Annotated in this window: 10 protein-coding genes; 8 read left to right on the top strand and 2 right to left on the bottom strand. The window is 71.6% G+C overall.

From position 1 onward, the window contains the following. Positions 1 to 487: tectonin domain-containing protein (locus ACFTZC_RS07945; RefSeq protein ID WP_382887902.1), on the bottom strand; the 487-nt coding region annotated here is incomplete at its 3' end. 246 nt (positions 488 to 733) lie between these two features. Then, positions 734 to 1,804: a LacI family DNA-binding transcriptional regulator gene (locus ACFTZC_RS07940; RefSeq protein WP_382887901.1), complete on the bottom strand. Its 1,071-nt coding sequence runs from the start codon at positions 1,802 to 1,804 to the stop codon at positions 734 to 736. A 183-nt stretch (positions 1,805 to 1,987) separates the two neighbouring features. Between ACFTZC_RS07940 and ACFTZC_RS07935 the strand changes: the two genes are divergently transcribed. From ACFTZC_RS07935 to ACFTZC_RS07900, 8 genes are all read left to right on the top strand, one after another. Beyond that, positions 1,988 to 5,143, top strand: coding sequence for an alpha-mannosidase (locus tag ACFTZC_RS07935; RefSeq protein ID WP_382887900.1), 3,156 nt, complete (start codon positions 1,988 to 1,990; stop codon positions 5,141 to 5,143). A gap of 106 nt (positions 5,144 to 5,249) precedes the next feature. After that, entirely contained in the window at positions 5,250 to 6,551 is a 1,302-nt protein-coding gene (locus ACFTZC_RS07930; RefSeq protein ID WP_382887899.1) for an ABC transporter substrate-binding protein, read from the top strand. Beyond that, positions 6,548 to 7,522: a carbohydrate ABC transporter permease gene (locus ACFTZC_RS07925; RefSeq protein WP_382887898.1), complete on the top strand. Its 975-nt coding sequence runs from the start codon at positions 6,548 to 6,550 to the stop codon at positions 7,520 to 7,522. The genes ACFTZC_RS07930 and ACFTZC_RS07925 overlap by 4 nt, the downstream gene beginning before the upstream one ends. Beyond that, positions 7,522 to 8,397: a carbohydrate ABC transporter permease gene (locus tag ACFTZC_RS07920; protein WP_382887897.1), complete on the top strand. Its 876-nt coding sequence runs from the start codon at positions 7,522 to 7,524 to the stop codon at positions 8,395 to 8,397. Before ACFTZC_RS07925 ends, ACFTZC_RS07920 begins: the two co-directional genes overlap by 1 nt. Positions 8,398 to 8,421: 24 nt before the next feature. After that, entirely contained in the window at positions 8,422 to 9,744 is a 1,323-nt protein-coding gene (locus tag ACFTZC_RS07915) for a glycosyl hydrolase (protein WP_382887896.1), read from the top strand. A gap of 134 nt (positions 9,745 to 9,878) precedes the next feature. After that, a complete protein-coding gene (locus ACFTZC_RS07910; protein ID WP_382887895.1) occupies positions 9,879 to 12,485 on the top strand; it encodes an endo-beta-N-acetylglucosaminidase in 2,607 nt (868 codons plus the stop codon). Between the two features lie 127 nt (positions 12,486 to 12,612). Further along, on the top strand, positions 12,613 to 13,332 hold the full coding sequence (locus ACFTZC_RS07905) for a GntR family transcriptional regulator (RefSeq protein WP_382887894.1): 720 nt from the start codon (positions 12,613 to 12,615) through the stop codon (positions 13,330 to 13,332). Next, entirely contained in the window at positions 13,329 to 14,363 is a 1,035-nt protein-coding gene (locus tag ACFTZC_RS07900) for an ADP-ribosylglycohydrolase family protein (protein ID WP_382887893.1), read from the top strand. The genes ACFTZC_RS07905 and ACFTZC_RS07900 overlap by 4 nt, the downstream gene beginning before the upstream one ends. The last annotated feature ends 96 nt before the right edge of the window (positions 14,364 to 14,459 follow it).

Here is a 14,459-nt window from a genome sequence, read left to right as displayed (position 1 = left end):
GCAACCGGCCATCCGCGTTACGCGCCGCCGCGATCGACGCCAACGCACCGTCAAACTGGACCCACGGCGACCACGCCCCACCCGGGGTGGACTGCGAACGGTGCCACACCTGCCCCGCGCCGTTCACGCCGAACAGCTCGACCCGACCGTCCGCGTTCGTCTCCGCGGCGACGGAGCGCAGCCCGCCGTCCAGTTGCGTCCAGCTGGACCAGTTGCCACCGACGGTGGTCTGTGAGCGCTGCCAGACGGCGTCGGCGGTGTTGGTCCCGAAGAGTCTCAGCCGTCCGTCCGCGTCGCGGGCCGAGGCGATGGAGGAGCCGTACGCGGAGACCGTGACCGCGGGGTCCGCGGCCGGTGCGGAGACCGCCACGGGGGCAGGGGCGGCCGAGGCCGCCCCGGACGAGCCGACGACCGGCGCGGCGGCCAGCAGGGCCGCCACCGCGGCGGAGGCCGCCCACCGGCGGATTGGTCTGTGTCGATTTCCCATGGACTGACCTGCTTTCTCGTTCGGGAACGGGAACTCACAGGCCCGGGGCGCCGTCGGCGCCCGGGATTCGTGCTGTGCCGTGGCCGGCACCGCCGGGAACAGCAGTCGGGCCGGGACGCCGGTAAGCAGCGTGACGTGGCCGGCCCCCGGTGTCGAGTCCTGTTCCGGCCAGCGCGCCGCTGCTCCGGCGGCCCGTTCAGCGGGCCCTGCGGAGTTCAACTCGCCTATCCGCCTGGGCCGTTGACGTCAGGCGCTGTCGCGGCGGGCCGGCGGCGCCGTACTGCCCCGTACGATCAGCCGGGGCGTGGGGGCCTGGACGGCGCGGGGCTCCGGGTCGTCGGCCATCACCCGTAGCAGTTCGGTGGCCGTGAGCGTGCCGAGCGCGAAGGTGTCGCGGGTCAGCGCGGTGACCGGGGGGTGCGCCATGGTGGTGAGGACGGAGTCGTCGAAGGACACCAGGGAGAGGTCGCCCGGGACGGCGAGACCCATCTCGGTGGCCACGCCGAGCCCCGCGACGGCCATGACGTCGCTGTCGTAGACGATCGCCGTGCACCGGGGGTCCGCCCGCAGCAGACGGCGGGTCGCCGCCGCGCCCTGGGCGTCGGAGAAGTCGGTCGGGATGGAGTCCACTTGCGTCCCGAGGGCGGTGCGCACGTCGCGGATGGCCTCGACCCGGCGCCTGGTGTGCTGGAAGGACGTGATGCCGCTGACATGTCCGATGTGCCGGTGGCCGAGGGAGGACAGATACCGCAGGATGTCGGCCATCGCGGCGTGGTCGTCCACCCAGACGCTGGTCAGCGGCATGCGGTGGCCGCAACTCCCCAGCGTCACCGCGGGGATGCCCAGGTCGGCGACGAGCTGCGGCCGGGGGTCGTCGACCTCCAGGTCGAGCAGGACCAGCCCGTCGACGCGGTGCTCCGCCGCCCAGCGCCGGTACACCGCGGTCTGCGCCGCGGTGTCCTCGACGATGAGGAGTTGGGTGGCGATGCCCTGGGCGGAGAGGCGGGACTGCAGGCCGGAGAGGAAGTGCGCGAAGAACGGCTCCACTCCGAGCGTACGGGCGGGACGGGCGATGACGATGCCGGCCACGTCGCTGCTCGCGCCCTTGAGCGCGCTGGCGGCCCGGTGCGGGCGCCAGTTGAGTTCGTCGGCGACGTCGAGGATGCGCCTGCGGGTCTCCTCGCTCAGGCCGGGGCGCCCGTTGACGGCCAGCGAGACCGCGGAGACCGACACACCGGCCAGCCGCGCGATGTCGGTGCTCCGCAGGCGCGGCGCCGGTGCTCCCGCTCCCGATCGGGCTTGCCTCTTCGGTGCCATCGGCCCTCCGTCGCCGCCCCGCCGTGACGGCGTGACCCAACTGTGATGATTCGGCGCGGTGACTGCGCTACTGAAACGTACTAGTCTGCCGCCACTCGCACCAGGACTAAAACGTATTAGCTCGTCGGCACTGCAGCGTATGAGAACGTCCTTCGCCACTCCTGTTCCCGGAGAGGATCCACGGTGCACGATCACTTGGCCTTCACGCTCGACCGGCTGGACCGGGTACGGCGGGACCGCGTCCTGCCCCACGTCCGCACCCGTCTCGCCGGCGTCCGGGTCGAGGCCTGGAGCGTGGAGGACGGCGGCGAACCGGTGAGCCCCCGTCACGCCCTCGGGCTGACCACGGACGCGGGGCGCGCCCGCCCCGACTACCAACCCTTCGCGCTGGGCGGCACATGGGGCCCCGCCTGGTCCACGACCTGGTTCCGGATCCACGGCGCGGTCGACCCCGGACAGCCGGGACCGGTCGATCTCGTGCTGGACCTGGGATGGTTCGACCACTCGGTCGGCGGCCACTGCGAGGGGCTGGTCTTCACGCGGGACGGCACCGTGGTCAAGGGCCTCCACCCCCGGCAGAGCAGCGTCCGGCTCAAGGAGGCGCCCGGCGCCGGCCCCTCCGCCCTGCTCGACGCCGAGGGGAACTTCGTCCTCCATGTCGAGGCCGCCGCCAACCCCCTGCTGCTCGGTCTGCCGCCCTTCGTCGTCACCGAACACGGCGAGAAGGGCGCGCGGGAGCCGTTCGAGGAGTTCCGGCTGCGCCGGGCGGAGACCGCGGTGTTCGCGCCCGAGGTGCACGGCCTTCTCTGCGACCTGGACGTCCTCGGCGGGCTCGCCGCCGAACTCGGCGACGAGGAACCGCGCCGCTGGCGGCTGCTGCGCGGCATCGAAGAGGCCCTGGACATCTACACCGAGACCGACGCGGTCGCCACCGCCCGGCGGGCACGCGCGGTGCTGGCGCCGCTGCTGGCCGCGCCCGCCCACCACAGCGCCCACCGGATGACCGCCGTGGGGCACGCGCACATGGACTCGGCGTGGCTGTGGCCGCTGCGCGAAACGGTGCGCAAAGTGGGCCGTACCGTCTCCAACGTTCTCGCGCTGCTGGACACCCACCCGGACCTGATCTACACCATGTCCGCCGCGCAGCACTTCGCCTGGCTGGAGGAGCACCACCCCGCGCTCTTCGACCGGGTGCGCCGGTACGTCGAGCAGGGCCGCTTCGTCCCGGTCGGCGGGATGTGGGTGGAGCCGGACGGCGTCATACCCACCGGCGAGTCCATGGTGCGTCAACTGACCTACGGGAAGCGGTACTTACTCGACCGCTTCGGTATCGAGACGCGCGAGGTGTGGCTGCCCGACTCCTTCGGCTACTCGGGCGCGCTGCCCCAGCTCGCCCGCCGGGCCGGCGCACGCTGGTTCCTGACGCAGAAGATCTCGTGGAACGACACCACCGTCTTCCCGCACCACTCGTTCTGGTGGGAGGGCATCGACGGCACCCGGGTCTTCACCCACTTCCCGCCCGTGGAGACGTACGCCGCCGAGGTCACCGCCCGCGAACTGCGCCACGCGGTGGGCAACTTCAAGGACAAGGCCATCGCCTCCCACTCCCTGCTGCCCTACGGCTACGGGGACGGCGGCGGCGGTCCGACCACGGAGATGGCGGAACGGCTGCGCCGCTTCGCCGATCTGGAGGGCGCTCCCCGGGTCGCCTCCCGTACCCCCGCGGCGTTCTTCCAGGACGCCGAGACCGAACTGGCGGAGATCACCGCGGCGTCGCCGTCCCTCGCCCCCGTCCACCGGGGGGAGCTGTATCTGGAGCTGCACCGGGGCACGCTCACCTCCCAGGTGGCCATGAAGCGGTACAACCGGCGCTGCGAGTCGCTGCTCCGGGCCGCCGAATACCTCGGCGCGGCGGCCACGCTGCTGGGCGCCGCGCCCTATCCGCGGGACGAACTCGACGAGATCTGGCGCGGTGTGCTCCTGCACCAGTTCCACGACATCCTGCCCGGCACCTCCATCAGCTGGGTGCACCGGGAGGCCCGCGCCTTCTACCGGAGCACGGTGGCGCGGCTGCACGACCTCGTCGCGCGGGCCACGAAGGCACTGGACGGAGTGGCGGACAGTACGGAGAAGGAAGCGGCGGGGAAGGACCGGGCCGGGGCCGCCGCCTGCACCACCGCCGTATTGCCGCCGTTCCTCACGGCGTCCGCGGGCGCCGCGGCGGACGGGCCGGCCGCCGTCCGGGTCACGGACGGGGAGGCCGGCGCCACCGTACTGGACGACGGAGTGCTCCGGGCCGTCGTCGACACCGAAGGACACCTCACCTCCCTGGTCGACCTGCGCACCGGCCGGGAGACCGTGGCCCCCGGCGAACGCGCCAACGAGCTGCAGATCTTCCGTGACGAGCCGGTGCGCTGGGACGCCTGGGACGTGGACCGCCACACCCTGCGCCATCCCCGGACGGCCGGCGAGGTCACCGGCCGCAGAGTGGTCCACGACGGACCCGACGCGGGCGTCGAGGTCGTCCGCCGGTTCGGCGCCTCGGAGTTCACCGTCACGGCGTGGCTGCGCGCGGGCACCGGACGGCTGGAGACGGAGTGCGCCGTCGACTGGCGCGAGCGGGAGCACCTGCTCAAGGTGGCGCTGCCGGTCCATGTCATGGCGCGGACCGCGCGGTTCGAGACGCAGTACGGGTACGTGGAGCGTCCCCTGCTGGTCAACACCGCCGCCGAGGACGCGATGTTCGAGGCCGGCATGCACCGGTACATCCATGTGGCCGACGGGGCGTACGGCCTCGCGATCCTCAACGACACCATGTACGGCGCCGACGCCCGCGCCCGGGGCGGCGCCACGGTCGTCCGGCTGTCGCTGCTGCGGGGCAGCCGGTTCCCCGACCCCGACGCCGACGTGGGCCGTCATCTTTTCCGCTGGGCCCTGCTGCCGGGCGTGGACGTGCCCGCCGCGGTGGAGGCCGCCTACCGGTTCAACGCACCCGAGGTCGAGGTCCCGGCCCGGCTGCGCCCGCTCGTGGAGCTCGAAGCGCTGAGCGGCCACGCGGTCGTCGACTGGGTCAAACTCGCGGACGACGGCTCGCGGGACCTCGTCGTACGGATCTACGAGACACAGGGCGGGCGGGCCCGGGCCCTGCTGCGCCCGTCCGCGGCCCTCGGCGCGGGCCCCGGCGTGCACGAGACCGATCTGCTCGAACGCCCCTTCCGGCCGGAGGACGGCCTGGCACCGGCCCTCTCCCCCGCCCCGCCCGGGGACTCCGTGCCCGCCGACGGCGCGTGCCTGGACCTCGGCCCCTTCCAGGTGGCGACCCTGCGGATCACCACCTGACCCACCGGTCACCACCCGACGGACCCGCCACCACCGGACGTACGGACCACCGCCTGACTCGGGACACCCCCGACACCGTCGCGTACCACACGTGAGGAGATTCCCCATGACATCAACGGGCAGCCGGCGCAGCGTCGTCGCGGGCACCGTACTCGGATCGCTGCTGCTTTCGTCGTGCGTCATCGGCGGCGGTGGCGAATCGGCGCCCAAGGCCTCGGACGGAAAGGTCTCCGGCTCGATCACCTTCCAGACCTGGAACCTCAAGAACGAGAAGTTCACCTCGTACTTCAACACCCTCATCGCCTCCTTCGAGAAGGCCCATCCGGGCACGGACATCAAGTGGGTGGACCAGCCCGCCGAGGGCTACCAGGACAAGCTCTCCGCGGACGCCGCGGCCGGTTCGCTCCCCGACGTCGTCGACATGGGGCCCGAGGCCGCCTACACCCTCGCGCGGGCGGGCGTCCTGCTGGACCTCGGCAAGGCCGATCCGGGGGCCGAGGAGAAGTATCTGGACAAGGCGTGGCAGGCGATGACGTTCGACGGTCTGGGCGGGGGCACGTACGGCTACCCGTGGTATCTGAACACCGGTCCCTCGTTCTTCAACAAGGAACTGCTGAAGAAGTGCGCACTGGATCCCGCCGAGCTGCCCACCACCTACGACGAACTCTTCGACCAGGCCGAGACCATGGCCGACAACTGCCCCGACGTCGCCATGATCGCCCGGATGCCCGCCATCGAGACCTTCGGCGAGTACGGCGTACCGCTCATGGACAAGGCCGGCGAGAAGTTCACGTACAACGACGCCAAGGGCGTGGAGCTCGTCGAGCGGTTCCGGGCGCTGTACGCGAAGAAGGGGCTCACCGAGGAGGCGCTGAACAACCTCCAGACCAAGGAGGTCGAGGAGTTCAAGGCGGGCCGGCTGGCCTATCTGCCGGGCAGCTCCTACACCCTCACCGATCTGAAGGAGACCGCGCCCGACGTCTACAAGAACCTGGCCATCGGGGCGCGGATCAGCAACGGCTCGCCCAACATGTACATCGAGTCGCTCGTCGTGAACGCGCAGTCCGAACACCCGGCGCTGGCACGCGCGTTCGCGAAGTACGTGACCAACTCGGCCAATCAGCTGGCGTTCGCCCGGAAGGCCTCCGTCTTCCCCTCGTCGGCCGGGACGCTGGACGACCCGTACTTCACGGAGGACGACGGTGATCCGGCCACCCAGGTACGGATCGAGAGCACCGCCCAGGTGAAGAAGGCCGTCGTGTGGTGGCCGCCCGCGTTCTCGGGCTCCGCGGACAGCGAGACGCTGCGCGAACAGATCGCCCAGGCCCTGCTCGGCAAGAAGTCCGTGAAGGCGGCGCTGGACGCCTCCGTCAAGTACTCCGACGAGCGGCTGGAAACCAACGGATGACGATCACCGTGCCCCGCGCGCTCCCGGGCCGCCGGGGCAGCAGGCAGAGCGGCCCCCGGAGCGGCCGGTCGCTCCGGCGCCGGGGCCCGCTGGCCACCCACCGCTGGTACGTGACTCCGTGGCTGTTCCTGCTGCCCGCGCTGACCGTCATTGTGCTCATGGTCCTCGTGCCGTTCGTCAACACCCTGCAACTGGCCTTCACCGACTCGACGTTGCTGAGAACCGGTGGCTTCGTCGGGGCGGAGAACTTCCGCAGGATGTTCTCCGACGAGCGGTTCACCACCGCCCTGCTGAACTCCACCCTGTACACGGTGTGTGTCGTGCCCGTCATGGTGGTGCTGCCGCTGATGCTCGCCGTGCTGGTCAGCTCGGTGGAGCGGCTGGCCGGTTTCTTCCGGACCACCATGTATCTGCCGGTCGTCATGTCGCCGGTGGTCGTCGGGCTGATCTGGACGAACATGCTCGACAAGAAGGGTCTGGTGAACGAGGTCGCCGCCACCCTCCGGATCGCGTCCGCGCCCTTCCCGTTCCTCAGCGACCGCTGGCTGCTCCTGTTCAGCGCGATGTTCGTCACCGTGTGGATGGGCCTCGGCTACTACATGGTGATCTATCTGGCGGCCCTGGTGAACATCGACCGCAGCCTCTACGACGCGGCGGCCGTGGACGGCGCCGGGCCGGTGCGCACCTTCCTCGACGTCACCGTGCCCGGGGTGCGCTCGACCATGGCGCTCGTCGCCGTGCTGTCCTCGGTGGCCGCCTTCCGGGTGTTCGGGGAGATCTACGTCCTCACCAACGGCACGGGCGGGGTGGGCGGCGGCGACCTCACGATGACCATGCTCATCCAGCGCGAGGGCACCGGGCTCCAGGCCCGTACCGGATACGCCGGTGCGATCAGTCTCGTCATGTTCGTCATCCTCGGCGGGCTGCTCCTGGCGCAGCTCGCCATGCAGCGCAAGCAGAGGAACGTCTGATGCCCCGCCCTGTCCCTCCCGGCGTCCCGGTCCGGGTGCCGCGCGGCCGGCGCCGGGCGGGGCCCGGCGCGGTGGCCCGCTACGCCGCCCTCGTCCTGATGGCCCTGCTGCTGGCGGGCCCGCTGCTGTGGCAGCTCTCCCTCTCCCTCAAGGGCGCGGGCGAGCCGCTGTACGAGCGGCCGCCCTCCGTCATCCCCGAGCACCCCACTTTCGAGCACTTCGGCACCGTGCTCGACCGGATCCCCGTACCGCACTACCTGCTCAACTCCCTGCTGGTGGCGGCCATGGCGGTGACCGGCAACGTCATCGGCGCGACCTGCGCCGGTTACGCCCTCGGGAAGCTGCGCTTCCGCGGCCGGTCGGCGGTGACCGTGCTGGTCGTCATGGCCCTGCTCGTGCCGTCGGAGACCGTGCTGATCTCGCAGTTCCTCACGGTCAGGGCGGCCGGGCTGGCGGACACCCTGGTCGGCGTCGCCCTGCCCACTCTCGTGGCGGCGCTGAACGTCCTGCTGATGCGCAACGCCTTCCTCGCCCTTCCGCGCGAGTTCGAGGAGGCCGCCGTCGTGGACGGGGCGAACGCCTGGCAGCGGTTCATCCGGGTGTCCGTCCCCCAGGTCAAAGGTGTGATCACCGTGGTGGCGGTGTTCGCCTTCGTCGGCTCGTGGAACGACTTCCTGTGGCCGCTGATCGTCCTGTCGGACGAGCAGAACTACACCCTCACCGTGGGCCTGAACCGGCTGCGCGGCACCTTCTACGACGATCCGCGTCTCATCGCCGCCGGTACGGTCATCGCCCTGGTACCGATCATCGCGTTCTTCGCCGTGCTGCAACGCTACTTCTTCCGCGGGCTGGAATCCGGCGGGCTGAAAGGCTGACATGCTGCGGACAGAAAGGTCGACATGCTGAGGTTCGGGGTCAACTACACGCCCTCCCAGGACTGGTTCTACTCCTGGCTGGATCCGGACTGGGCAGCCGTCCGGCGCGATCTGGAGGCGGTGGCCGCCCTGGGGCTCGACCACATCCGGGTCCTCCCGCTGTGGCCGGTGGTGCAGCCGAACCGGACCCTGATCCGGCGGCGTGCCCTGCGGGACGTCCGCCGGGTCGTGGAGATCGCCGGTGAGGCCGGTCTCGACGCGAGCGTCGATGTCCTGCAAGGGCACCTGTCCGGATTCGACTTCGTGCCGAGCTGGCTGACGGACTGGCACCGGCGCAGCATGTTCGCCGATCCGGACGCCGTCGCCGCCCAGGCCCGCCTGGTCGAGGCGTTCGAGGAGGAGTTGCACGACCTGCCCACCTTCCTGGGGCTGACCCTGGGCAACGAGGTCAATCAGTTCACCTCCGCGGCGCACCCCACCCCGATGCCCGCCACGACGGAGCAGGTGACGTCCTGGCTGCGCGCGCTGCACGGGGCCGGGCCGCGCGACGCCCGCCACTTCCGGCTCAACGCCGAGTACGACGCGGTCTGGTACGCCGACGGGCACTCCTTCGTACCGTCCCACTCCAGCCGGTTCGGCGGGATGAGCGTGGTGCATTCCTGGATCTTCAACGGCACGGCGCAGGGGTACGGTCCCATGTCGCACGAGAGCCTCCACCACGCCGCCTACCTGGTGGAGCTGTCACGGGCCTTCGCCGTCGACCCGGCGCGGCCGGTGTGGCTGCAGGAGGTCGGGGCGCCGCTCAACCATCTGTCGGAGGAGCAGGCGCCCGGCTTCTGCGAGGGGACGGTCCGGGCGGCGGCCGACTGCGAGGCGCTGTGGGGGATCACCTGGTGGTGCTCGCACGACGTGGACCGCCGGCTGGGTGACTTCCCCGACCTGGAGCACAGCCTCGGCCTGATCGGGGCCGACGGGGCGGTGAAGCCGATCGGGCGGCGCTTCGCCGAACTCGCCGCGGAGCTGCGCGACCGGCCGCGTCCCGCGCCCCGGCGCGAGGCCGTGGTGATTCCGGTCGACAGTGCGGACGTACCGCTCTCCCGGGCCGAACTCTCCCCGGGCGGCGGTGTCTTCGAGGCGTGGATGGCGCGTGCCCGCGCCGGGGCGCGCCCCGCCCTGGTCACCTCGGTCACCGCCGCCGACCCCGTCGCGCTGGGCGCCCGCTCCGTCGAGCGTGCCGCTCCGGCCGCGCCGACCGGCCGTACCTTCTACTCGGCGGTCAGCGACGCCGAGGTCCTGGAACGGCCCGGCCTGTACGCGGAGGACGCGCCCACCGTCTCCCGCCCGTAGGGCCTCTCGTTCGCGGACCGGCCCGTCCCGAGGGCCGGCCGTCACCCCCGATGAGAAAGCGAGGCACTGTCTTGTTACGGCATCGCAGAACTGGAGGACGGTCCGCACGACGGGCCTGCGCCGGCGTCCTCGCCGTGGCGCTCGCCCTCACCCTCGGCGCGGGCAGCGCCGTCGCGAGCGACACCCTGCCCTGGACCGGTGAGAGCGCGGTGGGGGCCAACCAGCCGTACCAGCACGGCTACTCCCCCACCGACCTGCTGCGCTGGAACCCCGCGGACGACACCGACGCGCCGTACCTGCGCGCGAAGGTGCCGCTCCAGACGCGTACGGCCCCCAACTCCGCCACCCAGCGCGACCGGAACCTGCCCGCCGGGACCCAGCAGCTCACCCTCGCGGGCGACTACGGCAACGCCTTCTTCGAAAGCCACCCGTACACCAACGAGTTCAGCCAGTACCTCTTCAACTACTGGCAGTACACGGACGCGTACGCGTCCTGGCACGGGATGCCCACCGAGGGCGTCCCGGTCGACTACTACGACCCGGACCAGGACTGGCGGGAGAAGTGGTTCGAGTTCGGGATGCTGAACCTGCCCAACCCCGGCTACACCAACGCCGCGCACGCCAACGGGGTGCGGTCGCTGGGCTGCATCTTCTTCTCCCCGAACGACCGCGGTGACCAGGACTACTCCGAGCTGCTGGTCCGCGACGCCTCGGGATCCTTCCCCGCGGCCGCGAAGCTCATCGAGATCGCCGAGTACTACGGCTTCGACGGCTACTTCGTCAACCAGGAGAGCTCCGTCGCGCCGGCCGACATCACGGCGTACAAACAGTTCCTCAAGCAGTTGCGCGACGGCGGGATGTACGTCCAGTGGTACGACTCCGTCAGCAACTCCAGCGGCGGGATCTCGTACCAGAACGAGTTCAACGCGGTCAACGGGCCCTTCGTACGTGACGCCCGGCTCGGTGACGTGTCCGACTCCATCTTCCTGAACTACTGGTGGAACAAGGCCAAGCTCACCAGCTCGAAGGCGTACGCGGCCGGGCTTGGCCTGGACTCCCGCAGAAGCGTGTTCGCCGGTGTCGAGGCGGGGATGTACCAGTTCAACCAGCCTTACCAGCTCGACGACAACCTCGGTGCCGACGGCGCGCCCATGAACGCCATCGCCACGCTCGGCGCCGACTTCGTCTCCTCCGACTACGCCGCCAAGACCGACGACGCCGCGCAGGCGCAGGTCTTCGACCGCGAACGCCGGTGGTGGACCGGCTCGTCCCAGGGGTCCACCACCCCGGAGGGCTCCTGGAAGGGCATCTCCAAGTACGTCGCGGAACGCTCCGTCATCAAGGGCAGCACCTTCGCCACATCGTTCAACACCGGCCACGGCCTGTCGACCTGGAGCGAGGGCAGGCTGTCCAACGACGCGGAGTGGGGCAACATCAACCTCCAGGACATCCCCGTCTCCTGGCAGTGGTGGATCGACGCGGACCGCTCGCCGCTGGCCGCGGACTTCGACTACGGCCCGGAGTACACCCCGGCGAGCAGGTTCTCCTACCGGAAGATCGGCGCCTACGACGGCGGCAGCTCCCTCGTCCTGAGCGGCACACTCGCCAGTGACAACACGGTGCGCCTCTACAAGACCGACCTGTCGGTCACCTCCCGGTCGAGTCTCGGCCTCACCTATGCCAAGTCCTCGGCCGACGACGACTCCGAACTGCGGCTCGCGCTGGTACTCGCCTCCGACCCGGACAAGGTCGTACAGGTGCCGCTCGCCGGTTCCGGGAAGCGCACCGACGGGTGGCGGTCCGTCACGGCCGATCTGTCCGCGTACGCGGGGCAGCGCATCGCCTCGCTCGGCCTCGTCGTCGCCGCGGGCGCCGCGCCCATCCAGAACTACCAGGTCAACGTGGGCGCGCTGGCCCTGCGCGACGGCGTCGACCGCACCCCGGAGGTCCCGGAGGGGCTGGCCGTGACGCAGCTGCTGCCCGATTCCGACGAACTCTTCCTCTCCTGGCGGCGCAGCGGCTACGACACCGTCCGCCGCTACGACGTCTTCCTCGACGACACCTACCTCGGTGGCATCTACGACGACGTCTTCTACGCCAAGCGGTTCACCGCCACCTCGGGAACCATCCGGCTGGTGGCGGTCGGCCCGGACGGGAGCCGGAGCGAGCCGGCGACCGTACGGTTCGACCTGGGGACGGCGCCGGGGAAGGTGACCACCGCGGCCGGCCGGGACGGCAGGCTCCAGGTGGCCTGGACGCCGCCCGCGTCGGGCCGGCCGGTCACGGTGAAGGTGAGCGGTGTCGACACGTCCGCCCCGTACACCAAGGAGGTCACCGTCCCGGGCACCAGCACCGGCACGACACTGACCGGTGTGCCCGTCGACGGGAGCCGGTACGTCCTGACCGCGACGTCCGGGGGCGGGACGCCCACCGCGGTGCGCGGCGCCTTCGCCGACGCCGAGATCACCCCGTACCCGGCCTCCGCCGTGCGCGTCAGCGGGAACACGTTCACCTTCTCGCGGCCCGCGTCGGCCGACTGGCGCACCCTCACCGTCCTGGAGAACGGCGCCCCGAAGTCGTTCGCGACGACGTACGGATCGGGGAACAAGCCGTACATCGTGCGCGGCCGCACCACGCGCGGGGCGATGACGGTGACCATGTCCTCGGCCACCAGCAGGGTCGTCGCCGTGCTGGAGGACTACGCGGGCAACACGGTCCAGACCGTGCTCCGGGGCGGCTGAGCCCGGGGGCGGTACAGCGGACGGGAGCCCGGGGCACAGCCGCCCCGGGCTCCTGTCCGTCCGGCCGCACGCAAAGATTCGGTCACGGCCATGGACCTGGAGGGGAGAGCACGCGTACCTTCTGGACATGCCTGGACAGGTACAGAAGCATCATCGAATCGCCCGCGTTCTCGCCGACGAGATCCGCTCCGGGGTGCACTCGGACGGCAGTCGGCTGCCCGGGGAGCACGCGCTCACCCAGCGGTTCGGCGTGAGCCGGACCACGCTGCGGCAGGCGCTGCAGGTCCTCGGCGAGCAGGGGCTGATCTCCACGCACGCCGGGATCGGCTCGTTCATCACCTTCGACGGGACACCACTGGACAACCGGCTCGGCTGGGCGCAGGCGCTGGCCGAGCAGGGCATCGAACTGCCCGTGGAGGTCCTGCGCTTCGAAGAGGTGACCGATCGGGAACTGGCCCGGGAGCTGGCCCTGGAGACGACCGCGTTCATCGCGCTCGACCGGGTCCGGCGCCTCGCCGACGGGCAGGGGGTCTCGCTGGAACGCAGCCGGGTCCCCGCGGTCGGGGAACTGGCCGGGCTGGCGCGGCGCGGCCTCGGCGGCGGTTCGCTGAGCACGGCGCTCGTCGCCGCGGGCCGGGTCACCGACTCCGGCGAGGGGCTGGTCTCGGTCCGCGGGCTCGACGCGGCGGAGGCCGCCCTGCTCAACCGCTCCCCCGGGGAGTCGTTCCTCCACCTGGCCCAGGTGTACCGGGCCGCCGACGGCTCCGTCGTCGAGCAGGTCACCAGCCTGCTGGACCCGGTCCGGTTCCAACTGCACGTCCGCTCGGGCCGAGGAGGCCAACCGTGAACGATCAGCTCGACCGCGCCCTGGGCGCCTACTACGGGCTCGCCCTCGGCGACGCCATGGGCATGCCCACCCAGGTCATGTCCCGGGAGGAGGTCGTACGGGTCTACGGAACCGTCACCGGCTTCGAACCCGCCCGGCCCGACAACCCGGTCAGCGCGGGCATGCCGGCCGGGTCGGTCACCGACGACACCGACCAGGCGGTCATCGTCGGACGGCTGATCGACGAGGGGCGGGGCACCATCGATCCGCTCCGGCTCGCCCACGAGCTCCTCGCCTGGGAGAAGGAGATGAAGGCCAAGGGTTCCTTCGATCTCCTCGGCCCGTCCACCAAGGCCGCGCTGGACGCCGTCGCCCGGGGCGTCCCGGCCGCGGAGGCGGGCCGCAACGGCTCCACCAACGGCGCCGCGATGCGCGTCACCCCGGTCGGTATCGCCTTCCCCACGGAGCCGTCCGCCGGCTTCCTCGACCGGGTCGTGGAGTCCTGCCAGGTCACCCATGACACGACCGTGGGGATCGCGGGAGCGGCGGCCGTCGCCGCGGCCGTAAGCACCGGGGTCGGCGGTGGCACACTGGACGAGGCCGTCGCCGCGGCGATCGCCGCCGCGCGGGCCGGAGCCCGGCGCGGACACTGGATCGCCGGGGCGGACATCGCCACCCGGATCGAGTGGGCGTGGCAGCTGGTGCGGGACCTGCCGGAGGCCGAGGCCCTGGACCGGATCTGCGCGCTCGTCGGCACCAGCGTCGCCAGCCAGGAATCGGTGCCCGCGGCCTTCGCGGTGCTCGCGGTGGCCGGCGGGGACCCGTGGCGCAGTGCGCTGCTGGCCGCCAGTCTCGGCGGCGACTGCGACACCATCGGCGCCATCGCCGGGGCGGTCGCGGGCTCGGTCGCCGGGCTCTCGGCGCTGCCCGCCGAGGCCGTAGGGACCCTCCGTACCGTCAACGCACTCGAACTGGAGCCGCTGACCGAGCGCCTGCTCGCCCTGCGCGAGCGGGCCGTCCGCACCGGCTCCGGTCACCCGCCGGTCTCCTGACCGGCGGGCCCCGCCGCCACCGCACTCCGGCCCGCACCCGCGGGCCGGTCCCCGGGCACCGCTGCCCGCACCCACCCCGTACGTCCCTTCGCACCA

Origin of the sequence: Streptomyces sp. NPDC056987, assembly GCF_042673865.1 — a bacterium.
GTDB lineage: Bacteria > Actinomycetota > Actinomycetes > Streptomycetales > Streptomycetaceae > Streptomyces.
Note: the sequence above shows the minus strand (reverse complement) of the source record. Positions and strands in the feature narration are given on the sequence as shown.